The sequence below is a fragment of the Collinsella sp. TM05-38 genome, assembly GCF_003466445.1.
Taxonomy (GTDB): Bacteria; Actinomycetota; Coriobacteriia; order Coriobacteriales; family Coriobacteriaceae; genus Collinsella.
Genome location: NZ_QSPM01000001.1, coordinates 198,111 through 224,961 on the forward strand (window position 1 = coordinate 198,111; position 26,851 = coordinate 224,961).

General features: G+C 60.4%; 21 protein-coding genes. 13 read left to right on the forward strand and 8 right to left on the reverse strand.

What is annotated here, in order from left to right:
* Positions 1-16: 16 nt before the first annotated feature.
* Genes DXD49_RS00825 through DXD49_RS00840 form a run of 4 tightly spaced genes read right to left on the reverse strand, consistent with a single transcriptional unit; the run spans position 17 to position 5,231 of the window.
* Positions 17-1,951, reverse strand: a complete 1,935-nt coding sequence (locus tag DXD49_RS00825; RefSeq protein ID WP_117793948.1) for a Stp1/IreP family PP2C-type Ser/Thr phosphatase — start codon at positions 1,949-1,951, stop codon at positions 17-19.
* Positions 1,948-2,364: an FHA domain-containing protein gene (locus DXD49_RS00830; RefSeq protein ID WP_006235180.1), complete on the reverse strand. Its 417-nt coding sequence runs from the start codon at positions 2,362-2,364 to the stop codon at positions 1,948-1,950. The genes DXD49_RS00825 and DXD49_RS00830 overlap by 4 nt, the downstream gene beginning before the upstream one ends.
* A gap of 6 nt (positions 2,365-2,370) precedes the next feature.
* Positions 2,371-3,381, reverse strand: coding sequence for an FhaA domain-containing protein (locus DXD49_RS00835; RefSeq protein WP_070097545.1), 1,011 nt, complete (start codon positions 3,379-3,381; stop codon positions 2,371-2,373).
* Positions 3,378-5,231 (reverse strand): serine/threonine-protein kinase, encoded by a 1,854-nt coding sequence (locus DXD49_RS00840; RefSeq protein ID WP_117793949.1) that lies wholly within the window; start codon positions 5,229-5,231, stop codon positions 3,378-3,380. The genes DXD49_RS00835 and DXD49_RS00840 overlap by 4 nt, the downstream gene beginning before the upstream one ends.
* Positions 5,232-5,669: 438 nt before the next feature.
* Between DXD49_RS00840 and DXD49_RS00845 the strand changes: the two genes are divergently transcribed.
* The 6 genes from DXD49_RS00845 (at position 5,670) to DXD49_RS00865 (ending at position 11,505) form a co-directional block, all read left to right on the forward strand.
* A complete protein-coding gene (locus DXD49_RS00845; RefSeq protein ID WP_158564828.1) occupies positions 5,670-7,805 on the forward strand; it encodes a LuxR C-terminal-related transcriptional regulator in 2,136 nt (711 codons plus the stop codon).
* Positions 7,806-7,914: 109 nt separating this feature from the next.
* Complete coding sequence (locus DXD49_RS09575) at positions 7,915-8,427, forward strand: hypothetical protein (protein ID WP_147347815.1); 513 nt, start codon at positions 7,915-7,917, stop codon at positions 8,425-8,427.
* 54 nt (positions 8,428-8,481) lie between these two features.
* A complete protein-coding gene (locus tag DXD49_RS00850) occupies positions 8,482-9,363 on the forward strand; it encodes a hypothetical protein (RefSeq protein ID WP_117793951.1) in 882 nt (293 codons plus the stop codon).
* 38 nt (positions 9,364-9,401) lie between these two features.
* Positions 9,402-10,199, forward strand: coding sequence for a hypothetical protein (locus DXD49_RS00855; RefSeq protein ID WP_147347816.1), 798 nt, complete (start codon positions 9,402-9,404; stop codon positions 10,197-10,199).
* Positions 10,196-10,840, forward strand: coding sequence for an ATP-binding cassette domain-containing protein (locus tag DXD49_RS00860; RefSeq protein ID WP_117793953.1), 645 nt, complete (start codon positions 10,196-10,198; stop codon positions 10,838-10,840). The genes DXD49_RS00855 and DXD49_RS00860 overlap by 4 nt, the downstream gene beginning before the upstream one ends.
* Positions 10,841-10,845: 5 nt before the next feature.
* Entirely contained in the window at positions 10,846-11,505 is a 660-nt protein-coding gene (locus DXD49_RS00865; RefSeq protein WP_117793954.1) for a DUF5028 domain-containing protein, read from the forward strand.
* 105 nt (positions 11,506-11,610) lie between these two features.
* On the opposite strand, the gene DXD49_RS09610 is transcribed toward DXD49_RS00865, so the two are convergent.
* Positions 11,611-12,336, reverse strand: a complete 726-nt coding sequence (locus tag DXD49_RS09610) for a hypothetical protein (protein ID WP_158564829.1) — start codon at positions 12,334-12,336, stop codon at positions 11,611-11,613.
* A gap of 115 nt (positions 12,337-12,451) precedes the next feature.
* Between DXD49_RS09610 and dnaX the strand changes: the two genes are divergently transcribed.
* On the forward strand, positions 12,452-14,956 hold the full coding sequence (gene dnaX / locus DXD49_RS00875) for a DNA polymerase III subunit gamma/tau (RefSeq protein WP_158564830.1): 2,505 nt from the start codon (positions 12,452-12,454) through the stop codon (positions 14,954-14,956).
* A gap of 21 nt (positions 14,957-14,977) precedes the next feature.
* Here dnaX and DXD49_RS00880 read toward each other — a convergent pair whose 3' ends face one another.
* Positions 14,978-15,451 (reverse strand): hypothetical protein, encoded by a 474-nt coding sequence (locus DXD49_RS00880; protein ID WP_117793957.1) that lies wholly within the window; start codon positions 15,449-15,451, stop codon positions 14,978-14,980.
* A gap of 349 nt (positions 15,452-15,800) precedes the next feature.
* On the opposite strand from DXD49_RS00880, the gene DXD49_RS00885 reads away from it, so the two are divergent.
* From DXD49_RS00885 to nifJ, 6 genes are all read left to right on the forward strand, one after another.
* Positions 15,801-16,121 carry a YbaB/EbfC family nucleoid-associated protein gene (locus tag DXD49_RS00885; RefSeq protein WP_006235174.1) on the forward strand — a complete coding sequence of 107 codons (321 nt, stop codon included), beginning with the start codon at positions 15,801-15,803 and terminating at the stop codon, positions 16,119-16,121.
* 13 nt (positions 16,122-16,134) lie between these two features.
* Positions 16,135-16,731: a recombination mediator RecR gene (recR, locus tag DXD49_RS00890; protein WP_089573257.1), complete on the forward strand. Its 597-nt coding sequence runs from the start codon at positions 16,135-16,137 to the stop codon at positions 16,729-16,731.
* Between the two features lie 245 nt (positions 16,732-16,976).
* Positions 16,977-17,882 carry a hypothetical protein gene (locus tag DXD49_RS00895; protein WP_117735410.1) on the forward strand — a complete coding sequence of 302 codons (906 nt, stop codon included), beginning with the start codon at positions 16,977-16,979 and terminating at the stop codon, positions 17,880-17,882.
* Positions 17,879-19,723, forward strand: coding sequence for a hypothetical protein (locus tag DXD49_RS00900; protein ID WP_117793958.1), 1,845 nt, complete (start codon positions 17,879-17,881; stop codon positions 19,721-19,723). Before DXD49_RS00895 ends, DXD49_RS00900 begins: the two co-directional genes overlap by 4 nt.
* Before the next feature lie 3 nt (positions 19,724-19,726).
* Positions 19,727-20,665, forward strand: a complete 939-nt coding sequence (locus DXD49_RS00905) for an FHA domain-containing protein (protein ID WP_117793959.1) — start codon at positions 19,727-19,729, stop codon at positions 20,663-20,665.
* A 450-nt stretch (positions 20,666-21,115) separates the two neighbouring features.
* Positions 21,116-24,655 carry a pyruvate:ferredoxin (flavodoxin) oxidoreductase gene (gene nifJ, locus DXD49_RS00910; protein WP_117793960.1) on the forward strand — a complete coding sequence of 1,180 codons (3,540 nt, stop codon included), beginning with the start codon at positions 21,116-21,118 and terminating at the stop codon, positions 24,653-24,655.
* A 574-nt stretch (positions 24,656-25,229) separates the two neighbouring features.
* Here the strand turns inward: nifJ and DXD49_RS00915 are convergent.
* Together DXD49_RS00915 and DXD49_RS00920 are read right to left on the reverse strand one after the other, a co-directional pair.
* Positions 25,230-25,751 carry a hypothetical protein gene (locus tag DXD49_RS00915; protein WP_117793961.1) on the reverse strand — a complete coding sequence of 174 codons (522 nt, stop codon included), beginning with the start codon at positions 25,749-25,751 and terminating at the stop codon, positions 25,230-25,232.
* Between the two features lie 5 nt (positions 25,752-25,756).
* Positions 25,757-26,173 carry a DUF3830 family protein gene (locus DXD49_RS00920; protein ID WP_117793962.1) on the reverse strand — a complete coding sequence of 139 codons (417 nt, stop codon included), beginning with the start codon at positions 26,171-26,173 and terminating at the stop codon, positions 25,757-25,759.
* Positions 26,174-26,851: the final 678 nt, after the last annotated feature.

Consider the following 26,851-nt stretch of genomic DNA (forward strand, 5'->3'; position numbering starts at 1 on the left):
AAGCGGCACTCCCTTTCTAATTCTTATCGGAGGCTTCGGCCTCGGCGGACTGTTCGGCGGTTTTCTCGGAATCTGATTCGGAGGTCGATCCCTGGTCGGTGTTGTCGCGAATCGTTTGCGCGTCGATCACCTGGCGGGTCTGCTCCTCGTCGATCTGGTGGCGGTACTTGGATATCGTGTCCTGCGCATCGTCGACACTTGTTTGCGGAATGCCCGCCTTGAGGCGGTTTTGCGTGTCTTCGGGCAGGTCGGACAGCTTGATACTGGTTTCGCTTTCGAGCCAGTGGAGCTTGAGTCCGAGTGGCTTGCCGGGCAGGCCGCGCCAGACGGCGACATTGCCCTGGTAGGTACCCAGGTAGTACGAGCCGGTGACACCCGTGTAGGCCCAGATGGCAGCCGCCAGCACCAAGACGAGACCTAAGACGACGCCGATGGTGACGTTGCGGCGACGCACGCGTTGCGCCTCGCGCATAACGCCATCGTCAACCAGGTCAACGACTACTACGGTCACGTTGTCGTGGCCGCCGGCGGCAAGCGCCGCGTCCACTAGGTTGTCGACGCAGATTTGCGCGGTTGAGGACTGCGTGGCGATGTTCTCGATATCGCTATCGGGAATCATGCTCGAAAGGCCGTCAGAGCACAGGATCAGGCGGTCGCCTTCCTCGATATGCAGAGTGAAGTGGTCGGCATACATGGCGGGGTCTGAGCCCAGCGCACGGGTGATGACCGAACGGTTGGGGTGGACGCGAGCCTCGTCTGCCGTTATCTCGCCGGCGTCCACGAGCTCCTCCACGTAGGAGTGGTCGCGGGTCACGCGGATGAGCGTGCCCTCGTGGAGCAGGTAGGCGCGAGAGTCGCCCACGTGGGCGATGGCGAGCGTGTCGTTTTCGATATAGGCGCAAGTGGCTGTGCAGCCCATGCCGGGCTTGCCTAGGCCGTTCAGGGCGGCCTCGATTACGGCGGCGTTGGCTGCCTCGACGGCTGCGGCCAGGCGTGCTGCGTCGGCGGACTGCGGGGCCGTCTTGGCAATAGTCTCGACGGCGATGGAAGAGGCTACCTCGCCGGCGGCGTGACCGCCCATGCCGTCGCATACGCAAAAGAGCGGCGACTGCACCAGGTAGGAATCCTCATTGTGCGGGCGCACACAGCCAACGTCGGAGCGGGCACCCCACATGAGTTGCGTGGTGGTGCCGGCATCATAGGTCGAGTCGGTCTCGATGCGCTCCTCGGTCAGGGGCTCAAAGCTCATGGTCGAGCCGGGGTCTTTGAGCTTGGCTTCAACGGCGGCTACGTCGATCTCGGCTGTGTCACCGGGAGAGACGGTGTCGGTCTCGGCGTTTGATTCGGAATCGCCGGTGTCCGAGGAGCCCGACTCCTCGGACACGCGGGCGGTCGACTCGTCGTCTTGCGGGCTGACGTCTATAGGCTCGGGTGTCGCAAAGTGCGACGGCGCGGGCGTGCTTTGCGACTGGGCGGCGGGCTCGGCCACGGCATCGGACTCGCTTGCGGGCGCAGGCTGCGGGGTCTTGGGCGCAGGGCCGTCCTCGGGGGATGGCCCTGCCTCGGGCGCCGGCGTAGACGCGGGCGCAACCTCGGATGACGGGGCTATGGGAAACGCCGGCGCGGCGGGCTCGGGTGCCGCAAACACCGCAGCGCTCTCGTTGATTGCCGCGGCGACGGGCTCTGCAAAGTGAGCTGGCGTCGGGGTTGCTTCTGGCGCTGTGGGCTGATCCGCAGCATGTGCGCCGATGGGCGCCGCTACGGCATTCTCTTCGTCCTCGTTATCGGCGAGATCCGAAATATCATGCGTTACATGCGAAAGAGGCAGGGAGAACACGGTGTCCTCGGGTTCCACGGGTGCGGAGCCCGCCGGAGCGGCGTGGGCCGGCGCAGCTGTGGCGGTAGCCGGTGCCTCGGTCATAGTTGTGGACTTGTTCTCCTCGTCGATCATCGACGGTTCACCTTCATGACCACATCGCCAATCTGGACTTCGTCGCCCTCGCGCAGCGTGGCAGGCTCCACAAGCTGGCGGCCGTTGACGAGCGTGCCGTTAAGCGAGTTGAGGTCCTCGATGATGAGCGCCGGGCCCTGCAGCGAAAAGCGCGCATGTGAGGCCGAGACGAACGGTTCGTTGATGCAGATGTCCGAAGATGGCGAGCGACCGACGATGACGGGGCCGAGCATGTCTACGTGGATGCCACGGATGCCGCGCGGGCCCTTGTCCACATCGATCGTCCAGATAGCCGAGTCGCGGCGCTGTCCGCGCACAAGTCCCACGCCGGTCTTCATGACGGCGAACAGGAAGATATAGAGCAGGGCGACCAGGACGATGCGGCCTGCAAAAAGGACGATATCGATGTTCATAAGCGACTATCCCCTAAATTCAAAGGTGCTCAGGCCAAACGTCAGCAGATCGCCGTTGCGCAGCGGGCAGCGCGTAATGCGGCGGTTGTTGACGAGCGTGCCGTTGGTGGAATTGAGGTCCTCGATCGACCAATCCGAGCCCGTAAAGGTGAGCTGGGCGTGGCGGCGCGACACGTTGGGGTCGCGCAGGGCAATATCGGAAACTGAGCGCTCGCGACCGATAGTCACCTGTGCGGAGGTGATGCTATGGCTCTCGCCGCTCACGACGTCGACGAGCTGGGCGAGCGGGCGCTGCGGGGCGCGAGTGCTCGCCATGTTGGAGGCGATGCCGGCTGCGGCGCCTAGGCCCACGGCGGCACCGGTCGCGGCGGCTCCGCCCATGCCGGCAAGCGCGTCGCGCGAGACGGTCTGCGGCACCGGGATAGGAGCGGCGGGGTCGGGGACGCTAGGCGCGAAGGGATCTGCTACGGCAAGCGGGTCGGGAGCGGCGGCGCGAGGCGTCGGCTGCTGCTGGGGCATGGCGGCGGGGCGCTGCTGCTGCGGGGCAGCAAACTGCTGCTGGCCGGCGCGCGGGGCGCTGGCGGCACGGCTTGCGGCGGAGTTGTTTTGGCCCAGACCGTTTTGATAGGCGCGCTCTTCTTCGTACAGGCGGCCGAGCGTGGGGGCATCGACGTTCTCGGCAAAGACCGAGAACTTGCCGGCACGCAGCTGCGGATCGATCATAAAGCGCACAAGGGGCTCGCCGACAAAGACATAACGGCGCTTTTCGGCCTGCGCCTTCACGAACTCGCGGACCTCGCGCGAAAGCTCGGGGTAGAACGGGGCGAGCATGGGGTCGTCGTCGGCGGCGATCAGGATGGTATAGAGTGCCGGCGCCGTGTTGACGCCATTGATCACCAGAGTTTGATCCTCCATGTCGCGAGCGGCCTGCTTGGCAAGCTTCTTAAAGGAGAACGGGGCACGGGTGGCACCGAAGATGCCGGCCACGTGGTCCTCGAAGATGTTCAGGAAGTTCACGAAAGATCACTCTCCGTATAGGTTCTTTGGTATCCGAGCAAATATAGGCATATCCCAACGATTATAGAGGATAGGGTTCCCGCAACCGCCGCCTTGGCGACGACCGCGGCTGCAAGGCTGGCAATTTCCATATGGTGTGCAAGACAGGACGCCGCTGCGCAGCCGATGCCGGTGACAGCGATGGCGGCGATTGCGGCAAGGTTTGAGCCCTGATCGGCACGCTTGGCATGGGCATTGAGCAGCGCAGATGACGCCGCGGCAGTTGCCGCTACCAGCACAAAGGCAGCCCAAAGGAGTGGGTCTCCCAGCGCCGCGGCAACGTTACCGAGCCCCAGCACGCCTCCGGCTGAAAGCGCGACCGTGGCCAGACGGGCAAAAAGTGCGCCCATGCCCGTTGCCGCGGCGGCGTTTGCCGGGCCGAGCCAAAATGACGCGACGCCGGCGGTGACCCCAGCTGCCAGGAAGGTATTGCCGGTCAGACAGCCAAGCACGAGTGCACAGGTGAGTGCGGCGCTCGCGGCAGCCTCGGTGCGACCCCAGGCGATCCACCAACCGGACATGGCGGCGGCAAAGATCACCGCGACGGGCAACATCGACAGGATGCCCTGCGCCTGCATGGTGGCGTTTGCCATGAGCACCAAAAAGCCCACGGCCGAGATGGCCGAGCCAATCTGGGGGGCCAGGCCGGCCGCCGCTCCGATCGCGATAGCCGCAATGACCAGGCCGGGAAGCGCCGCGACCCCAGCCGTTTGCATCAGCAAAAAGCTAAAGGTGCCGCACGCTAGCGCCGAGATAGCGCGCATGGTGTAGTCGCGCGCATGGCTCCAGCGCGTGCCCGCCCAGCCGAGTGCGGGGTCGACCTCGATGGCGTCGTCCTCGTAGTACGACGGCTCGATATCGTCGAGCTCCTGCTCGTCATCCGAAAGCTCGCCAACCATTTGCTCCAAGCTGCGACGGCCCTCGCGTACGCTGCCCAGACCGGCAAGGAGCTGGTCGCAAAATGCCTCGATGCTGCTGGGGCGGTCCTGCGGCATGGGGGAGAGCGCGCTCATGAGCGCGCTCTCGGCTCCCGGGGGAAAGTGTGGTATCAGCTCGCTGGGATAGGTGGCGCCGCCGATGATACGGTCGAGCGAGTCGGCGGGCGTGGCCGCCATAAAGGGAGCGCTGCCGCACAAGCCCTCATAGATAACGCAGGCAAGGGCAAAGACATCAGCGCGTTCGTCGACCGTGCCGGTCTCGATATCGAGCTGCTCGGGCGGCATGTAGCCGATGGTGCCGCCGCGCGAGCCGCCAAAGCCACCGGCGGACGACAGCCGCGCCATGCCAAAGTCGGTGAGCTTTACATTGCCCGAGTGGTCGATGAGCACGTTGGCGGGCTTAATGTCTAGGTGGAGTACGCCATTACTATGGGCGAAGGTGAGCGCCTGGCCCAGGGCATCGGCAATGGCCGCGGCCTCGTCAAAGGTAAGTGAGTGGCCGTCCACGCGATGCAAAAACTCGGCTAGCGACATGCCATCGACATATTCCATAACCAGGTAGGCATAGGCGGTGTCGTGCGTAAAGTCGATAACCTGCACGATATTGGGATGTTGAAGCATAGCGGCAGTGTGCGCCTCGCGCAGGACATCCATGATGTCGCTGGCGGGCATGCCGGAACCGTTGATAAGGGGGATGCGCTTAATGGCGACGCGGCGGCGCAGGTGCGTGTCGCGGCAGATCTCGATGGAGCCAAAACCGCCGGTCGCAAGCGTCTCGAGCGGCTGGTACCGCTTGAGCAGCTCGCGAGAGCTGGTGCCCTCCAAAGGAACGTCCGGCGAGAACCGGGCGGTATGTTGCGAGAAAAGCGGCATGGCCAACCCTCGTGCGTTTAAAGTTCGTTTGCGAGCGGCGGGCGCGGGGCCAAGCCGTTCGCGGTGGCATAGATGCTGCTAGTGTAGCACGCTCGGGCAGATGGCGAGGAAACGGGGATGAGGTGGCCCGATCGGTTCGGGTCGTTTCGGCTCGTTCGGAAAGTGGGGGACCGGTTTTCAACCAAATAATGGGATGCGCTTTCCAAAGGGGGCAGCTTGCGGAAGCTGCATCCCAGAATAATGGCCTGGAACGGGACGGACTTTCCGAACCGGCGCTCAAAAGGAAACCGCATCCCATTTTGGAGCGGGGACTGCGGACAAAAGCTGGACCGTGATCTGGCTCGGATTGGAGTTCGCCTGAATCGTTGATGCTGGCTGGTGTGGGAACAGAGATAAGCGAGCGGCTCGAGCGATATAATGACACGCTATGGAGGCCATATGCTTTTTTCCCGCCGTTCTGCTACATCTGCCTGCGCCATTGCGCTTGTCGTAATGGCGGTCACCCCTTATCACCGGTTTTCATCTTCAATCGGCCTGGCGTCAGGTGCAATGACCTGGCTCGTTATCCTGGGCGCATGCCTCGCCGCGTTTGTTCATGGTGCTGCGCTATGCAAGGGGGGAATGAGACGGCCGAGGCATCTCGGTGCTATCGGTGTTTTCCTTGGTGTTATTGCAACGGTTCCCGAGTGGGTTGACTTGGCCTTCTATGCTCGCGGAGATTCTATTCCATTCGTGTTTGCACCGATCTGGCTGTTGCATGGCGTTTCGTGCGTCTCGTGCTTTGCTGGGGCGTTGCTCCTCTCATATGTTATTTGGGACACGGCGGGCTCTCCTTTGACGCAGGGGGCGACGCCGACCGACGAAAGAGAGAATCGTCGCCTGCAGAACGCGATTTTTACAGAAACAATAGCCGTCCTGTCTTGCCTGCTGTTTTGCTGTCGAGTTTCATGGAGAATTGTCCCCGAGCCATGGGGGATACCCTCTGTTTCGGCCGCATCAATTGGCCTTGCGCTTTTAATTCCGTTGGTCTATCTCGCATTGGCTGTGGCCCCGCTGTTTCGCTGCTCCCGCGCCTTTGGTCGGGGGCAGAGCGACGTGTTTGCCCGTTCTGTGCTCGCGGCAGTCCCTATTGGCCTTGTTCCGGCTGTTGAGGCGGCATACTTCGCAAGCGATGCCGCGATCATTGCATTGCTTGCGATGGGGTCTGCTATCGCCGCTGCCTTCGTATGCATGTTACTAAGGAGAAAACGGGACAACAATTCGGATATCGCCCACGCGTCTGACCCATTCGATGCGGAGGCGTTTTCCCCTGCCCTGTCGCCTAGAGAAGAGCAGTTTGTTCGACTGCTGCTCAAAGGGAAAACGCCGGCGGAAATTGCCAAGGAGACGGATACGAAGCCATCGACGGTGCGAACAACGCTTCATCGAGCATACGGGAAGGCGTCAGTTGCGGGCTCACGCGAGCTCGTGGCGTTGTTTGCGGGTGAGGGTGATACTGTAGGGCCTGAGCTGCCGCAGCGGCATGCTGACGATATGTTGGCATCAGCTCGAACGCACCGGCTGTTTCGATACCTGCTCACATTATTTTTTATCCTCCTTGCGGCTGGCCCGTTGGTAATGGCGGATAGCGATTGGGGATCCGGTGTTTCGTGGGCTGTCGCTTTTTCTCTCTCAAGCTATGCATTGGGTCTCGGACTGTTTCTGTCGCTACGCTACGCGGGTGGAAAACCGAATCGTGAAGCTGCGCTGGATAGAGCAGGTGAGGCGATTGAGCTCGGAGGTCCGTGCATGTGGGCGATACTGTCTGCTGCGGAATGGTCTTTTATCTATATCTCGGCATGGAGGTGCATACGCGTTCCGTTGATGGCTGTGCCGGTCCTGTTTTGCGGCGTGGCGTCTACAGCTTCGCTCGCTGTTGGGCTGCGTCCGTTTAAGGTGCATGCCCGTGCTCGGGCTATCGTGCCATTGGTGTCAATAGGTGTCGCTGCTTCAATCTATGCGGCCAGTAGGGGGCGAATTCATGGGTTCGTGGTGCTGGCGGGGATGCTGCTCACATATGTAGTGCTGCGAAGCTGTCCGCAGCGCAAAATGCTTGGGGTATGGATGCTTTGCTTTGGGGCGACGGCTCCTGTCTGGGTCGTCTTGCTCAACATGGCGCAGGATCTGATGGTTTTCGAGCCGCTGTTCCTTGCGTCGCTGTTGGGGCATAGTTCGGCTGTCAATGTCGTCGTGGCAACGGTGGTCGTCTGCTGGTCTGTGCCCATGTTCGTCACGCACATCGCGCTCGCCCACTCGGTTGAGAACGAGAGGGCCGTCTTGGAGTACCGTGCGAATGGGTTCACCGAAACGGCTCGCGTGCGCCAGCTGGCTTTGCTTACATCGCGCTCCCTTTCTGATGTCCAGTCGCTAATTTTGCTGATGACGGCAGAGGGCGCAACGACAAAGACCATTGCGGAGGACGTAGGTTATGCTGCATCTACGGTGCAAGCGTTGCGATCCGCATCTTATCGCCAGTTGAAGATCAAGAACAAAGCGGAGCTTATTTCATTGTTATCGCAGGTGGATAACGTGTAAACGCCTGGATTATCAACTCAATAGCGAGTGTTTACAGACATCTTTCTCCATTCATGCAAAGGTTGCCGTGCGTCAACGCATTGTTAACCGCTTTTGATTGGAGAAGGCCATGATTAAGCCAAGGAGCGCTATTGCTCGAATCGGAGTCGGCTTAGCGATTGCAGCGGGTCTGTCCCTAGGGGTTCCCGCTGCATCGTTTGCACAAGAGGAGTTTGACACCTCTCAGGTTTCCAGCATTACTCAAAACGCCGATACGGGAATTACGACCTGTACGAACAATGCCGATAAGGCATTTAGTTTTCAATGTGCCGGGACGAGTGCAACTGGCTACCGTCAAAAGGATGATTCCTCATCGCTCTATCTGGATATCCAGGGCTATACGGGAAATCCGCTTCGGTTATATACAGACGGTGCGTATAACACAAGTGGTAGCGGCAGCATGAATTGTACTCAGGGAACGTATCGTTCGAATCACAAGGGACAGTGGGAAATGTATAACCTCGTCCGTGAGAACGGGCGATCTGCGGCGCGACTGACTGCATGGGCGGAGTCTGGCTACGGCACTGTTATTGGTGTATGGAGCCCCGACTGCGTCGGGCATTTCCACAAGCTTCCCGCATAGTTGTTTGAAATGGCTCCCTTCCGGCTTTCTGGGTCGGAAGGGGGAGGAGGACGTATGAACCAAAAGCTCGCAAGATACGAACTGTCGAAAACGATTAGACGTCCAGCTTTTATCCTTGCTCTCTTGCTTGCGGTCGCAGTTGCAATAGCTGCCGCGCTGGAGCCGTGGGCAAATTTGGAAAAAGAACGTCACAACCTTCTTTCTTTTGGTTACGGCGTTGGCGTGCAAGCCAAAAATTATCTCGGTCAAACACGTGAAAGCAGCTTCGGTAACTGGATTGTTGTGAGTGCGAACGCGCCACTGTCTGCGTCGGTGTTTTTCTATGCACTGCCCCTGCTTGCAATGTTGGCTGGATCTTGGTCGTTCCTCTTTGAGCGTTTGAGTGGTTATGACATGCAGATATGCACGCGTGTTTCCAGAAAGGCGTACGTGAACGTAAAGATGCTGTCTGCTTTCCTCTCCGCGTTTACAGTGACTGCCATTCCTCTGCTCGTCAATTTCCTGATCGTCTCGATGCTTTTTCCTGCGTATCTTCCTCGGGTCGATGAGTCGACTTACGTAGGACTTTACCTGCATAGCTACTTCTCCGGTCTATTTTATTCGCATCCTTTGTCATATGTGCTCGCATACACGCTGTTCGATGCTGTCACGCTCGGGACTTTATCCATGGCTGTAACTGGCTTCTCAATTTTGTTTCGTAGCAGAATCAAAGCGATAATTGTCCCGTATCTGCTAATGGTTGCGTGGCATTTTGCAAATGGCTGGATCTTCGGCGTAATGGCTTGTGTGGGGTTTAACTGCAATATCCTCAACAGCATCAGGTCGGAATCGCTGAATAACTGGCCAGACATTCGAGCCGGTTTTGCGGAAATCATATTATTGACCCTTGCTTCGTTGGCTTTTTCTGGGGCGTGGAAAAGACGCGAGGTGGTCTGATGCTGTTTAGGCTGGTCACCGCGGACCTGAGGACCGTTTTGAAGAAGAACATCATTACCTTTATTGCGATTGCGGCAGTGACCGTTGCGAACCTGGTGTACGCCTACGGTTTGTCTTCTGTGTATGGGGTCAGGACGGATACCTTGGGGTTTGCGGACAATCTTGCGCTCGTGTTTGCCGGATCTGCTCCGTTTGAGCCTAGGCCCGGGGTCATGTTTGTGCCTCCGCTAGGATGGCTATTTCTCATTCTGCTTATTCTCTATGCAACACTCGATTATCCCGCCGAATCGTTGCACGGGTTTGGTTTGCAAACGCTTGTCCGATGCCAGGAGAGAACCCTTTGGTGGGTCTCGCGTTTTATCTCAGTGGCGGCGATAACGGCATTTTCGCTGCTCGTAGTGGTTTGCTCTGTTGTGATTTGGAGCTTGATGGTGAGCGCCTCGTTCAGCGCGGTCATCCATGGCGAGTCGCTTCAGCTGGCTAATTTGGCGCCGTGGTTTCTCAAGGCGAGCGAAGCAGGTGCACTGCCGTTTTTCGCAGGTCTCTTTCTTGCTTTTGAGGCGCTTGCGTTTGTGCAGGCAACGGTTGGGCTTGTGCTTGGGCCGTCAGTTTCATTTGCGGTTGTAATGAGCTACCTGATCTGTTCGGCATATGCGCGGCATTGGGCGCTGCTGGGAAATGCCTTGATGCTGTTGCGCTGGGGTGGAATCGTCAAAGAAGGAATTGCGACGGGCTCGAGTGGCTTGTTTTCAATCGTGATTATGTCGTTATGCCTATCGTTGGGTGGACTGTGGTTTCGAAGGGCCGACCTTATCGAAAAGAGGGACAAGATATGAGTGTGATCGTTAGGGACGTATCGAAGCGCATGGGCAAAAACGATGTCGTGCGCAACGTGTCTATCGAGGTTGATCCTGGGACTGTGGTCGGGCTTCAGGGGATAAACGGTTCGGGCAAGACCATGCTTATGCGAGCGGTCTGCGGATTGATTAGACCTACCGAGGGCGAGATCATTATCGATGGTCAAAGACTTGGGGCGGATATCTCGTTTCCGCCGAGTCTTGGGATGTTGATAGAGGCTCCTTCCTTTTTAGGTTATCTGTCTGGCTACGACAATCTGGAACTCATAGCTCAAATCAAGGGCGTTGCCACCCACGAAGACATTCGCTCCGCCCTGCGGCTCGTGGGGCTCGATGCAGACGAAAAAAAGAAGTTCCGAGCATACTCGCTTGGGATGAAGCAGCGTCTGGGGATAGCTGCGGCGATTATGGAAAAGCCGAAGCTGCTTGTTCTCGATGAACCAACGAATGCCCTCGACGAAGCGGGCGTGGAAATGCTCAAGCGTGTTGTGGCGATGGCGGCATCAACGGGTCGCGAGGTTCTTCTATCTAGCCATGACGGAGAGGTGCTCGAGGAGCTGGCCGATCGGGTTTACTGCATGCGCGACGGTGCCGTTGTGGAAGTTCGGGAAAGGTCGTGAGCGCGATGAAGAAGACCCTGTGGACGAGAAGATCGGCGCTCGCGCTTTTTTGCTGTGCTGCTACCGGCCTTGCGGGCATGAGGGTGAGCGTCGTTAACAGGAATCGGACAGTCATTCCTGAGAAATATTACGCGGAGGGCGAATGGCTCTCGATGGATGGAGCGTTTCTGGGATCGAAGGATGTGGTGACTGATGGGTATTCGTTTTGCATAGATGGAGCAGAACTACTCACGCCGCGCGAGTATCTCAAACGAGCACATGACGATTATTCAAAATATGGCACCGTGGATACGAAAACGAGACTGAAGGATGCCGACATCACGTGCGTTATCGCCGTAAAGATGCGTGTCAGAAATAGGGATAATATCGACGGTGGAATCAAAGCGTATGTTTGGCATCTGGTTCCGGAGTCTGCGCCAAACTATGATTTTGTAGTCAATACCGATCTGATAACGCAAGCCATGCCGGTCCTTGGCGGCTCTGCTGCGTTTGCCGTGGAGGTTGGGGCAGAAAACAAGTTGCTCGTCCCATTTATGATGCAAAACACCAACGACTATTTCGAAGATTACGAAACCGTCCGTTTTGAGAAAGCATTTCCCGGGACTTACACGATGAAGATGACCGATCTGCCGGAGCGAAGGCTCTTAAGGTTTGAAGTGAAATAGCTCGAGAGTTAGGCAAAACGGGTCCATCGGCAGTACGCGCGCCCGATTTCAGGCGCCCCGACCCGGAATCGGGCGCGGGACGAGGCGCCTTCGGTGTCGGCCAGCCTAGCGCCTCTTCTTGCTCTTCTTCTGCTTGCGTTGCTTGCCCTTGTCGCCCTGGGGTTTGTCGGCCTTGTCGCCCTGCTTGGCCTCGGCGGCAGCCTTCTCGGCCTTCATTTTCTTCTTCTTGGTCTCGATGCGGAGTTTTTTGTTGATGCGCGCCTTCAGGAAGGGGCCAAACTGCTCGGCGTCGCCGCGAACAAAGGTGTCCTTGGGGATCGTCACGCCCTGGTCGGCGAACATGGCCACAAAGATGCGCTCGCCGTCGAGTACGTGGTCGAGCTTCTCAAACGGGAAGAACTGCGACTTGCCGCTCTTGCCCCAGACCATCAGGCCGTCTTCGTTGGCGGCGACGCGGCGATAGCGGCCGCCCATGGACTCGTCGGCCTCGACGGCATCGATAAAGTCGCGGGCGAGCGTGTGGTGCAGGTTTTTGCTCCACCAGGCCAAAAAGGCGCCGAACACGATCAGGACGACGCCAAACTTGATCCAGTTGCCGCCGGCCACCAGCATGCCAACGCCCAGCAGCGCGGCAATTGCCGCGGCGACATACAGCGAGCCGCGACGCCTGGGCGAGGCGACCAGACGGGCGAAGTCGGTGACGAGGTCGTTTTCGTACTGGTACTCGTTGAGGTACAGGATGCCGTCATCGGCTGCTGCCTGCTCCTCGAGCGCGACCTCGATCTGGTCGGCTGCTTCGGAGGGAACGAGGTTACTCTCTGCGTCTGCCATGCTCTTTGGACTCCTATCGCGGCGGGCTCGCCGTACGGGTTATTATGAATGCAGTATGCCGTGCGACCGCATGGCCGTCGCGGCAACAAGACTCAGTATACCCGGGGGAGCACCCATGGAATCGTTGTACCGAAAGTATCGCCCGCTCACCTTCGACTCCGTGGTGGGCCAGCAGCATATCGTCTCGACGCTCGAGCACGCCATCACCGAGGGGCGCCTGTCCCACGCCTACCTGTTCTGCGGACCGCGCGGCACGGGCAAGACCACCATGGCGCGCATCCTTGCCAAGGCACTGCTGTGCCGCAATGCCGAGGCAGCGCGCGCCGAGGGCGCAAGCGGCTGCATGCCCGACGGCACCTGTGAGGAGTGCGAGCTCATTGCCGAGGGTAACCACCCGGATGTCTACGAGCTCGATGCCGCAAGCCGTACCGGCGTGGACAACGTGCGCGAGGAGATCATCAACTCCGTCAACTTTGCCCCGGTGCGCGGCAAGTACAAGATCTATATCATCGACGAGGTCCACATGCTCACGACGGCGGCGTTTAACGCGCTGCTCAAGACGCTCGAGGAGCCGCCGGCACACGTGATCTTTGTGCTGTGCACTACCGACCCGCAAAAGATTCTGGAGACCATCCTCTCGCGCTGCCAGCGTTTCGATTTCCATCGCATCGGCAACGAGGATATTGAGCATCGCCTGGCATACGTGTGCGAGCGGGAGGGCTTCGATTACGACGATGAGGCGCTGGCTATCGTGGCGCGCCACGCCAAGGGCGGCATGCGCGACGCGCTCTCCACGCTGGAACAGCTGAGCGTCTTCGGCAACGGCACCGTGCATGCGGACGATGCCCGCTCGCTTTTGGGCGAAGTTTCGGACCAGATTCTGGGCGAGTTTGCGCGCGCCATTGCCGATCGTGATGTCGCCGATCTGTATGGGCTTATTCGCGCGCAGGTCGAGGAGGGCAATGACCTGCTGGAGCTGACGCGCGACCTGGTGGCGCATGTGCGTGACGTGTACGTGGCGTGCGTTGCCGGCGCCCGTGCCGAGCTGTTTGAGGGCGGCTCCGAGCAGGCCGAGGCGCTTGCTGCCGAGGCCGCTGCCTTTGGCGAGCATCCTGCCGACCGCCTGGCCCGTGTGCTGACAGTGCTCGACGATGCCGCACTGGAGATGAGGGGCGCGAGCGACGTGCGTCTGGTGCTCGAGATTGCCTGCACGCGTCTGGCACGTCCCGAGGCTGATTTAACGATTGAGGCATTGGCCGAGCGCGTGGCACGTTTGGAGGCCATGGTTGCCAACGCAGCGGTACCGGCGAGCGTGGCTGCTGCTCAGGCCGCCGCGCCTGCAGCATCCGTACCCGCTGCTGCCCAGCAGCCGACGCTCATTTCGGGCGTCCGTGCTGCCGCTCCGGCGGCATCCGCTGCCCCCGCTGGTACGTCCGCGCGCCAGGGCGGTATGCCTTGGGACCGTGGTGCTGTCGCTCCGGCGGCTCAGCCTGCGCCCGTGTCAGCTTCCAAGCCTGCAGCGCCTGCACCTCAGTCTGCGCCGGCTCCGATGCCTCAGCCCGTTGCGGCCCCCGCGCCTGCCACCGCTCCGGCACCTAAGCCCCAGTCCAACAATGCCGCCCAGGTTGCCGCCGCCGGTACTGCCGAGACGCCCGCGGTCGAGGATGCCGGAGAGCTGCAGCGCAAATGGGCCGAGGTTGTCGAGCGTGTCAAGGCGCGTCAGGCTTCCTACGCAGGGCTTTTGCTCAACGCTCGCGCCACGGCCGACGACGGCTCCAAGCTCACGGTCTCGTTCCCCGCGGGTTCGACTTTTGCCATCAAGATGCTCGGTCGCGCCGATACGCAGTCGGTGGTCCTGCCGACGGTCTGCGCGGTCTTCGGTCGTCGTACCGTCGACTATGTCCTGGATGGGGGTGGCACGCCGGCTCCTCAACATGAGGAGCATTCTCCATCTGCACGGGCTGCGGCATCTGCGGACCCGCAACCCGTGTCCTCGGCGGCCCCTGCATCCTCGAGCGCCAGCGCAACGCAGCCAAAAGCAGCACCGGTAGCGGCACCGACCCCGTCGGCGCCTAAGCCCGTCACGGCCAAACCGGCTGCTCCGACACCCGCGCCCAAGCCCGCCTCGCCCGCGCCCAAGTCATCCGACCTGGGCAAGGCCCCCTGGCTGCGCTCGGACAATCCCGCCGGCGCTCCTGCCACGGGCAAGCTCCCGACCGAGCCTGCGCCCCGCGCTCCCGAGCGCGCGTCCGCTCCCAAGGCTCAGCCGTCCGTGCCGTCTGCACCGTGGGAATCCGAGCAGGTACCCTACGACGACGCCATGGTTGGCGGTTTTGCCGCCGACACGGGCGGGGACGATCTGCCCCCGTTCGACGTGCCGGGTGCGGCGTCCGCGCCCAAGTCCGCCACTGCGCCTGAGGCTCCCGCGGCCCCCGCAGCCGCGACGTCTGCTACCGCCAGCGACGATGCCCCCGCAGTTCCTTGGGAATCCAACCCCGGCGCCGGCAGCCCCTTCGGCCATCAGGGTGCAGCCCCGAGCATCCCGCAGACCGAGGACGAGGCCAAAGCCCTCATCCGCAGCGTCTTCGGCCAGTCCACCATCTTCAAGCCGGTGGAGTAACCGTGTGGGCGGGTATACTGCTCAAGAAGAGAACCCCTTGTCCGGGCGCATCTGTATTTCGGATATGTGTAGTGTGGTGCCGCGTATATCGCATTCGAGCAGACAGGCGCGTGACGGTCGGCCTAGGATGCCGAGGTCGATACGATACGTCGCATGGCTGTCCGTGTACTCGATTTGCTCGGCGTTGATGGTTGCTCCGATTGTAAATAAAGAGCCCAGTTCGGCATCGACAATCTTGGAGTCCTTTATCTTGACCTTGAACTCTTGGTAGAGGGACGGGCTGTTGTAGTAAATGGTTCGGGTTCCGTCGGCGCACTCATCGGTCGTCTCCCATTTGACGACGGGCTGGTCCGAGCCGGCTACCAGCAGTTCTGCTCCAAAGGCTATGGCATGGGTGATGATAACCAGTAATACCCAGCCGGCAAAGAGATAGAGAGCCAAATATGCAACGGGGTGTTTTGAGCGGATGTTTTGGAGTACGGCTGGGACATTCACGAGGGCACCTCCAAATTGTCATCTATGACAATCAAATTATACCCAGCCGCCATGCGTGCCGCCTCGAGCAGCGGCTCGGCATTTTGCCATGTAGCCTTGTAGCCCTACGCATAAACTGCCTGGTTCCAGCTCTGCTAGATGTAGCTTGAGATAATTATGCAACCTTGCATAATTCGACCTTGCATAATCTTGGGCGTGCGTCACGCTCAAGGACATGTATATCGACTGAGGGAACACGTCCGCCCCGCTCGCTGGCCCCGCGCCGTGGTACGATTTTTGAGTTTGAAAGTCCCGCCGTGCTCCGGCTGCCCTTGCAGCTCGGCGTGCGGCCGCACGTAAAGGAGCCATCATGGCCGGTATGAACATGCAGCAGATGATGAAGCAGGCTCGCAAGATGCAGGAGCAGCTTGCCGCCGCGCAGGAGAACCTCAAGTCCCAGACCGTCGACGCCTCTGCCGGTGGCGGCATGGTCAAGGTGACCGTTAACGGCGAGATGGAGCTCGTCAACCTCACCATCGATCCCGATGCCCTCGATCCCGAGGACGTCGATATGCTGCAGGATATGATCATGGCTGCCGTCAACGAGGCCGTTCGCGGCGTCAACGAGCTCGCCAACAAGCAGATGGGCGCCATCACCGGCGGTCTCAACATCCCGGGCATGCCGTTCTAAGACGCGCATATATATGAGTGCCAACCATAGCCTGCAAAAATTGCTCGATGAGCTGGGTCGCCTGCCGGGCATTGGCCCCAAGTCGGCTCAGCGCATCGCCTATTACCTGCTCGAGGCCGATGCCGAGGAGGCGCGCCGCTTGGCTGAGGCCATCCTGGAGGTTAAGCAGGAGGTTCATTTTTGCAGTCGCTGCTTTAACTACGCCACGGCCGACGAGTGCTCCATCTGCCAGGATTCGATGCGCGATACCACTCGCATTTGCGTGGTGGGCGAGCCGCGCGATGTCCAGGCGATTGAGCGCACGGGCAGCTACCATGGTCTCTACCACGTATTGGGCGGCGTGATCAGTCCCATGGACAAGATCGGCCCCGAGCAGCTGCACATTCGTGAGCTGCTGGCACGCTTGGGCCACGAGGACATCCACGAGGTCATCATCGCCACCAACCCCAATATTGAGGGCGAGACCACGGCGAGCTACCTGGCCCGCACTATCAAGCCGCTGGGCGTCGAGGTGTCGCGTCTGGCAAGCGGCCTTCCCGTGGGCGGCGACCTGGAGTATGCCGACGAGCTTACGCTTGGGCGCGCCATTGAGGCCCGTCGCACGATTTAGGTGACGAGCCTGCTCCTGCCGTATGTTATCCTCGCGACGCACGGGGTAGCCATAATTTCCCCGTGCGACTGTAAGTTTGTTGTGCAACAAAGATGCTTTGTATCCGCTTATCGCATGGATGCTTTCATTCGCATCCTTAATTTGCCCATTCGTTTCGCAACCTTTTGGGTTCGCTGATACACTCAAATATGGATTCGAATGAATGCGCCGCTCCCGAGCGGCGTGTTTTTGTTGGAGGAGAACGCATGCGGCCCGGTGGCACTCAGACAAAGCGCGGCGCCGCGGTGCGCATGCGACGCCGACTGGGCTTGGCGCCGCGGGCGTACGCACTGCTGTCTTGCTCGCTGGTGCTGGTCATAGCTGGCGTTTCTGTCTATGGCATGACCGTGCCGTCCATGATGCAGGCGCATGCCGCACGCGAACCGCGCGTGGGGCATGAGGTCAAAAGTGACCTGGGCACCACGACTGGATATGCTTGGGTAAGTGTGGTCGCGCATATTGTGTTTGGCACCGACGATGCGGACGGCGCCGAGGCCCCGGACAACGAAGTCACGCTTGCCAATGGCAAAACCATCGTGCTCACCAACACCAAGATCATCGATCGGTTGTCCAACAATAGCGTGGCGGCAACGGTGAGTAAGGTCGAGCAGCAGAAGGAGCAGGACGCCCAGCAGTCCGGAAAGCCCGGCAGCTCGGATACTTCTGGCTCCGGCTCGGATTCGTCGAGTTCGGGCGGCGGCTCAGGATCGGGTTCCTCTGCCGGAGGGTCTGGAAACGGCGGCTCGACGGGCGGCAACACTGACAACGATGCAAACTCCGGTGGCCTTTCCGCTGCTGAGGAAGAGAGCATTCACAGTTGGCTTGTGACCAAGTACAACATGCTCGACGGCTATGTTTCTCGTGCCAATGACGTGGTCTCGACCTATAACTCTACGGGAGATCCCAGGCCGTGCGACAGCCTGGTCGGGGAGATGTTTGTCATTCGAGCCGAGTTCGGTCGTCAGACATTCTCGCCCCGGTCAAAGTGGTATCAGCAGTACGCCAATCTGTGGGGCTGTTACACCAACCTATGTCAATGGGTCGGCCATTACGGCGATGATGACGTCGCGCTCGGTAACTTCAACAATAACGTGGCGGCGCTTGCCCTATGATGACCGATCTTGCATCCACCACACCACAATCGCTCGGTCGCGATTCCATGGTCGGCCTGCGCCTGGCGCGTGTCGACGGGTTTGAGCCGGCCATTGCGCTCGGTCAGGACGAACTGCCTGCCTATCTGCGTCGTTTTACGATGCTGTTTGCCGACGATGCCACCATACGCCGTGGCGGTATCGGCCGCGTGACGCGTGCCGTCAACGCCCAAGGCGAGGCCGTGGCGCTCAAGCAGCTCATCTTGCCGACGCGCGATGAGTTTGACGACGATGCAACTCACGAGGCGCTGGTCGCCAAGTTCAAGGCGGCGTTTCGCGAGGAATACGAATGCCATCGCGCCCTTTCGGGCCTTAAGGGCTTTCCCCGCCTCTATGGCTGGGGCGAGGTCGACGGTGTGCCTGCAATTGTCATGGAATGGGTCGAGGGCGAGACGCTCGCCCGCTTGCGTTCGCGACTCGCCGTGGACGATGCCGGACGCCTGTCGCCGCTTGTGGCGGCGCGTTTGGGTCGCGACCTGTTCGATCTGCTCTGCCGTATGAGCCTGGTGGGTGAGGGCTTTGTCCATCGCGATATCTCGCCCGCTAATATTATGGTGCGTACGGCGCGTCTACCGCTTGACCGGCAGCTTGCCGAGGGCACCTTTGACCTGTGCCTGATCGACTTTGGCTCGTCGCTGGCGCTTGAGCCTGCGTCGGCCGTGGCCGGTGCCGGCGGCAAGGCGTCGTTTACGGAGCGCTATGCCACGCTGCGTCGCGCGACGGTTGCCTATGCCCCGCCTGAGATGCTCACCGACGATATTCCCGACCTGCGCGCTTTGCGTATGTCGCCGGCGATCGACGTCTATGCCGCGGCAAGCACGGTTTACGAGCTTATTGCCGGCGTCGCGCCATACGGAGCCGCGCCGAGCACTTCGGGCGCCTCGGGTTCGCGCAAAAAGACGCGCGACATCGCCAGCCCCTACCGTCTCAAGATGGACACGCGGCCCGACTATCCCATTGGTGCCCATGCGCCCGGTTGCGATTTGACTCAGCTGCTTCGTCGTGAGCCCGATGTGGCGCTCGCCGCGGCCGAGCAGGCCCAGCAACTGGGGCTTGAGCCGGATTCCGAGGAGCTACGCGATGCGCTGGCGTTTGTCGATGCCCAGCTGCTCGACGTGGTGATGGCCTGTCTGTCCAGCTCTCAAAAAGATCGTCCCGAGCCGGCGGCGGTCGAGGCGGCACTCTCGGCGTTTTGTGACCACTATGCGCAAAATGTCGGTCGTTCGCTCCGTGGCGAGCCGCTCACGCCGTGCCCCATGGATGCGTCCGGCCGCGCGGTTCGTCGCGCGCTGATGGTCGGCGCGGCGGTCGTCTGCGGCGTGGTTTGGGCTGTGGTCGTGGTTTCGGCCGCGCTGCTGGCATCGGGCACTCGCGTGACGGCGACTTTGGGATCGCTCGTGTGGTCTGGGTCGCTACCGGGTATTATTGCCGCACTGGCGTTGGCGCTGCCAGGCATAGCCGGCGTTGCCGCGGGGGCACTTGCGCGCGATCGGCGCTCGGGGTTCCTGCAGGGTGTGCTTGCGCTTTCTGCCTGCGAGGTTCCGGTATTGGCTGTGGCTGCATGTAGCGTATTTTCTCAACGCGCCGTGATGGGCGGCCTTGTTGCCGCTCTGATTGCAACCTATACGCTTACGTGGTTTTTGCTTGCGATGGGCTTTGCCTTTGAACTTCCCGTTTCGGCACCGCGACGCACAAAAGCCCAGATGGCGACTCCGCTTGCTGGTGGCGCCGCAGCTGCCCGCACTTTTGGCGGACCTGTCGAAGTATCGTCCGATTCTATTTCTACGACCAAGGAGGCCTAGGTCATGGCATCTCAAGTTGGGCTCACCCCATGCGGCGCCATGTTTGATATCTTTAAGCGCGCGGCGCATCTGAGCCATATCGAGCTGTGCGGCTTGGTGCTTTCGTCCCGTCCGCTCGCCGATGGCCGCAGCCCGCAGAGCCGAGCCGCCGATCGCTCTTGGGTTTCCCGCTTTATCGTTCGCGCGCCGGTCGGCACGCTTCAGCAGCGCTACTTTGCCGAATACGGTACCTCGGCTGCGCGTATTATGTCGCAACTGGCCCTGCGCCAGCGCAATCCCATGGACTCCACGGCTGTAATCAATATGGTCTGCGGTCCTGCAGGTGAACCGATGGTACGCGCGCTCGAAGAGTGCCACCAGGACACGAATCTCTATCGCAACGCGCTCGATCGCCTGTCCCAGGCGGCGGAACTCATGCCCGCCGAGCGCGCCGAGGCCGTGCTGGTGCTGTTTGTCGCCGTCGGTTGTTCGGCGGATGTGCGGTCCTCGGTGAACTATGCCATCGACTACGCGCACGCGACCTGTGGCGGAGGCACATCCACGCCGCGTTCGCTTGGCATGTCGATGACCGCGGGCGAACGCGAACCCGCCCCGGCGCACCCTTTGGGCTTGCTGCGCATACAAAACAGTTTTGTCGTGAGCGCCCCGCGCTGGATTCAGCCGAGTGAGCAGGGTGTTGAGATTGGCGCGCTGGCCACTGGTGAGGGCGATATTACCGACGTCGGCGACGATGTCTCGGCCCGCCATGCCCATATCTGGTGCGATGCTCAAAATATCTGGCACGTCGAGGACTTGTCGTCCACCAACGGAACCGTGGTGGTAAACGGGGCCACGCGTGTCTGCATTCAGGTCGAGCCCGGTCGTTCCGCCCAACTCAATCCCGGCGACGAGCTCAAGCTCGGCGAATCCACTACCTACGCCATCCTCTTCGGTGCCCTCTAGCCGGCAGATAGGGACGCTCCTTTTCTGCCGGCACTTGGGGACACTCCTTGTCGCGCCAGAGCCAGTCGCCCGGGGATGGAGGGGCCATTTTGGCCCTTGGCGGTCACCCAAGGCAAACCTTTACCGCCCACCTATATTTGACGAAATATAGCTTGGCGGCGGGGTACAATAAACCCGCATGCGGATTTCCGTTGCGGGCGCTTCCCATCGCCGGGGCGTGCCCGGGAGCATCCGGCATGCGGCCTTTGCGGCGCTCGGTCATGTGCAAGACGGGCGGTCGAGTCTGTGGGGTGCATCAGCTGCCCCTCGCCTCGGCATGCCTTCTCTCCACGCCATGCACCTGCTGCTCAGTCTGCCTGCCAGATGATGGAAGCAACAGCGAAAATCCCATCACGCCAACATCCCGGCGATCGCCGGGGCCTGTATACCTATATGAGAGGAGAGGGGTATATGGCGCGTAAGTTTAAGTCTATGGACGGCAACGAGGCGGCCGCATATGTTTCGTATGCGTACACCGAGGTAGCGGGAATCTATCCCATTACGCCGTCCAGCCCGATGGCCGACCATGTCGACCAGTGGGCGGCCCAGGGTCGCAAGAACATCTTCGGCACCCCGGTCAAGGTCGTCGAGATGGAGTCCGAGGCAGGTGCAGCCGGTACCGTTCACGGTTCGCTGGGTGCCGGTGCTCTGACCACCACCTACACGGCTTCTCAGGGTCTGCTCCTGATGATCCCGAACATGTACAAGATCGCGGGCGAGCAGCTCCCGGGCGTCTTCCACGTCTCCGCGCGTTGCGTCGCTTCCCACGCCCTGAACATTTTTGGCGATCACTCCGACGTCATGGCCTGTCGTCAGACCGGTTTCGCCATGCTCGCCGAGGGCAACGTCCAGGAGGTCATGGACCTCTCGCCGGTGGCTCACCTTGCCGCTATCGAGGGTAAGACCCCGTTCCTTAACTTCTTTGACGGCTTCCGCACCAGCCACGAGATCCAGAAGGTCGCCATGTGGGACTACAAGGATCTGGCCGAGATGTGCGACATGGACGCCGTCCAGGCTTTCCGCGACCACGCGCTCAACCCTGAGCACCCGCACACCCGCGGCAGCCACGAGAACGGCGATATCTTCTTCCAGAACCGCGAGGCCTGCAACAAGGTCTACGACGAGCTCCCTGCCGTCGTCGAGGGCTACATGAAGAAGATCAACGAGAAGCTCGGCACCGATTACGGCCTGTTCAACTACTACGGCGCTCCCGATGCCGACCGCGTCGTCGTCTGCATGGGCTCCTTCTGCGACGTGCTCGAGGAAGTCATCGACTACCTCAACGCTCACGGCGAGAAGGTTGGCCTGGTCAAGGTTCGCCTGTTCCGTCCGTTCTCTATCAAGCACTTCGTTGACGTTCTCCCCGAGACCGTCCAGAAGATCGCCGTCATGGACCGCACCAAGGAGCCGGGTTCCATCGGCGAGCCGCTCTACCAGGACGTCGTCTCCGCTCTCTACGAGGCTGGCAAGACGGGCATCAAGGTCGTCGGCGGCCGTTACGGCCTGGGCAGCAAGGACACGCCTCCCGCGTCCGCATTTGCTGTCTTTGAGGAGCTCAAGAAGGACGAGCCCAAGCGCGAGTTCACCATCGGCATTGTCGACGACGTGACCAACCTGAGCCTGCCTGAGGCCGAGGATGCGCCCAACACCGCAGCCCCTGGCACCATCGAGTGCAAGTTCTGGGGTCTGGGTGGCGACGGTACCGTCGGCGCCAACAAGAACTCGATCAAGATCATCGGCGACCACACCGACAAGTACGTCCAGGCCTACTTCCAGTACGACTCCAAGAAGACCGGCGGCGTCACCGTCTCGCACCTGCGCTTTGGTGATTCCCCGATCCGTTCGCCGTACTACGTGACCAAGGCCGACTTTGTCGCCTGCCATAACCCCAGCTACATCGTCAAGGGCTTCAAGATGGTCCGCGACGTCAAGCCGGGTGGAACCTTCCTGGTCAACTGCCAGTGGAGCGACGAGGAGTTCGCCGAGCACATGCCCGCCGTGGCCAAGCGCTACATCGCGAACAACAACGTCAACGTCTACCTGATCGACGCTATCGACCTGGCGGCCAAGGTCGGTATGGGCAAGCGCACCAACACGGTGCTCCAGTCCGCCTTCTTCGCGCTGGCCAAGGTCCTGCCCGCCGAGGACGCCCTGCAGTACATGAAGGACGCGGCTACCAAGTCCTACATGAAGAAGGGCCAGGCCATCGTCGACGCCAACCATAAGGCCATCGATGCTGGCGCTACCGCCTTCCGTAAGTTCGAGGTTCCGGCCGACTGGGCTACCGCCGAGGATGCCGCTCCCGTCGAGCTCTCCGAGGAGACCAAGTCCGCCATCGCTCAGCAGGTCAAGAACCTGCTCGAGCCCATCGATCGCATGGATGGCGACAGCCTGCCCGTTTCCGCCTTTGTCGATTGCGCCGACGGCCAGTTTGAGCTGGGCGCCTCCGCATACGAGAAGCGCGGCGTCGCCGTGGTCGTTCCCCACTGGGACGAGACCAAGTGCATCCAGTGCAACCAGTGCGCCTATGTGTGCCCGCATGCCACCATCCGTCCGTTCGCGATGACCGAGGACGAGGCTGCCGCCGCGCCCGAGGCTACCCGCACGCTCGACGCTATGGGCCCCAAGGCCAAGGGCATGAAGTTCACCATGGCCGTGTCCCCGCTCGACTGCATGGGCTGCACCAACTGCGTCAAGGTCTGCCCCAAGGGCGCCCTCGAGATGGTTCCCACCGAGCAGGAGATGGACCAGCAGCCCGTTTGGGACTATATGGTCGAGAACGTCTCCGAGAAGAAGGAGCTCATCGCGGCCAACGTCAAGGGCAGCCAGTTTAAGCAGCCCTACCTGGAGTTCTCGGGCTCCTGCGCCGGCTGCGCCGAGACCGCCTATGCACGTCTGGTGACCCAGGTCGCCGGCGACCGCATGTTCATCTCCAACGCCACCGGCTGCTCCTCCATTTGGGGCAACCCCGCTGCCACCGCTCCTTACTGCAAGGACAAGGACGGTCACGGCCCGGCGTGGAACAACTCCCTGTTCGAGGACAATGCCGAGCACGGTCTGGGCATGGCCGTGGGTTATGAGGCCGTTCAGCACAAACTGATCGCCGCTACCCAGGACATCATCGCTGCCGATGGTCCGTCCGAGGAGCTCAAGGCCGCTGGCCAGGCTTGGATCGACTCCGTCAACGATGCCGAGGCCTCCAAGACCGCTGCCGCTGCCTACGTTGCCGAGCTCGAGAAGTGCGGCTGCGACGCTTCCAAGGCGATTCTCGCCGACAAGGCTTACCTCACCAAGAAGTCCTTCTGGATCTTCGGCGGCGACGGCTGGGCCTACGACATCGGCTTCGGTGGCCTGGACCACGTCCTGGCTTCCGGCCACAATGTCAACGTCTTCGTCTTCGATACCGAGGTATACTCCAACACCGGTGGTCAGGCCTCCAAGGCCTCGAACCTGGGCCAGGTCGCTCAGTTCGCCGCTGCCGGTAAGGTGACCAAGAAGAAGTCTCTGGCCGAGATTGCCATGAGCTACGGCTACGTCTACGTGGCACAGGTTGCCATGGGCGCCAACCCGGCTCAGACCCTCAAGGCCATCCATGAGGCCGAGGCCTACGACGGCCCGTCCCTCATCATCGGCTACAGCCCCTGCGAGATGCACTCCATCAAGAAGGGCGGCATGCAGAACTGCCAGGCCGAGATGAAGAAGGCTGTCGAGTGCGGTTACTGGAACCTCTTCCGCTTCAACCCCGAGGCTGCTGCCGGCAAGAAGTTCTCGCTCGATTCCAAGGAGCCCGCGGGCGGTTATCAGGAGTTCCTGATGAACGAGGCCCGTTACGCTTCGCTGACGCGTTCCTTCCCCGAGCGCGCCGAGGAGCTCTTCAAGGAGAACGAGCAGGCCGCCATGGATCGCTACCAGCACCTGCTGAAGCTCAAGACGGTGTACAACGAGGCCTAGGTCTCTCACCGCAGGATCTGAGGGCTGACCTTCGCGGACGTCCTCGGACATGAAAGAACCCCCGCTGCGCACTTCGTGCGGCGGGGGTTCTTTCGTCCTGCGGAATGTCCACGAAGGGCAGCCCTCAGATCCTGCTACGACTACGTCCTCGGATTGTGGGGCTGAACGGGGGGCGTGGTTGGCAGGGCCTTTTGTCCCGGTTGCTGTTTCGCGGCATTGCCGCGAAACCACGCGCTTCTCTGGGTATAGAGGGGGAGCTGATAACAAGCAACGCCTTATTGGAGTTGTTTTGCCAGTTCAAAAGCCCATCAATGATCTTACTGGGTGGCATTAAAACTCCTAAATGACAAAAATTGGTAGATAGGATTGCCCCTATAAGTACAAAAATTGGCAGTCAGAAATGACCCAAATCATACAGAAATTGGCAGATAGCGAAGATTCGCTTAGGTCTCAAAGCCATCGAACCGGCGCGGTACCATGCAAAAAGGCTGGGGACGCTGTTGCTTGCGTCTCCAGCCTCTTGATTACTACTTTGGGCCCCGTGATGGGGTGTGGTTGGTGCTGCTAGTCCGGTTTACCTTGTCTCGCCGGTTTCGGTGCGCAGACGGTAGCCGTGGACCAGGTCGCTGATGGCCGGCCAGGGAATCTGGCGATCGACCCAAAATTGCAGCTGGACCAGATAGCGCTCGGTGGCGCGGGTGAGGGCGGCAAACTGCTCATGGGTCTCGACCTGGGCGTAGAGGTCGCGGCTGCGGGCGAGGACGGCGGTCGTATCGTCCATCTTGCCGGTGACGTCAAAGGCGCCCGAGAACCAGTCGCACAGGCGCGCGGCGCTGTTGTTGAGGGTGGCCAAGTCGGCGGTGTTACCGTTGACGTTCTCGGCTGCCTGGGTGCGCAGGAGCGAAAGGGCGTCGGCAGCGTTCATGCAGTAGCCGACGGTAAAGTTCCATACTGCGAACTCGCGGCCAGTGTCGAGCTTGCGGCGACGCATATAGTCGATATCGCGCGGCTCCTCAAGCATCATTTGGTCGGCAAGGGCTTCTAGCGAAGTGGTGTACTCTGAAAGGTCGAGTACAAGCAGGGTGTCGATATTCATTATCTTTAGGCCTCCGCTTCGATCTCGACGATTTCGTTTTTGATGTACATGCCCTGATTGTCCCAAATGTTGCGACAAGCGGTGGCAAAGCGCTCGCGGTCGGCCCCGCAGATGCGGGCAAACATGTTGCAGGTGCCAAAAGGCTCGCAAACATCAAAGAAGATACAGACCGAAGACCAGCCGCCGTACCAGCTCACCGCACCCGCCGGCTCGTTAAAGACGGGATTCTCGATGTGCTCGTAGTTGGCGATGGGGCCCGATACGGGATAGGTCACCTCGGTATCGCAAATCTTTGCCGAGAAGATGCGCGACTCGACCGGACAGGACGCTTCGAACAATCTGCATGCTTCGGGCGCTTTGTCCCAGAGCATGTCGGCGAGAAACGTCTCACCATTCAGCGTAATCTTGAGCATTTTTGTCATAGTAAGGACCTCCTCAATCCGTCGCTCAAGGGGCTCGCTGGCGGATAAAGGAGAAGACAGCCACGGGGTCGCCGAACCCAAACTTCACGACAGATGCCTGCCGCCCCAGCCCGTGCTGTACTTGGCTAAAGTATCACGCCTTGGGAGCCGAAGCAATATCCCTGTTTAGATTTTTTTGGACGCTTGGGCACAGCGCAACTTGTTCACAGTCGCTTACCGCAGGGTGAAGCACGATCGACTATCCTTTTTGTTGGATGAAAAGCCCCATGTTTTTGCAGGGATGCATACTCGTCCTATAAGTGCATAGAATCTCGTATAGTGCGAGTAAGATATTATGCTGTCCGTTTTGTGTTTAGCAGAGATATAGTTTGTATAATCCAACATAATCCTTGCTGTATTCAAATAAAGTCGCACGTAAATGGCGTAGATATGTCTGAGCTGGGGTTCTGTACGCTGAGCGGATAAAAACGACCGTTCACCGCTCCACTATTTCCAAAATGAATAAAATGAGCGATAAAGAGAATATAAACCTTAATAAACTCGCGTATCGCACGGACGCGGGTTATTAATGGGTTGTAGGCCTTTTACAGAAAGGATTCCAGCAATGTCTAAGCCTCTTGGCAAGCCCGATCGTATTGTCGTCGCCCTCGGCGGCAACGCCCTCGGCAACAACCCCGT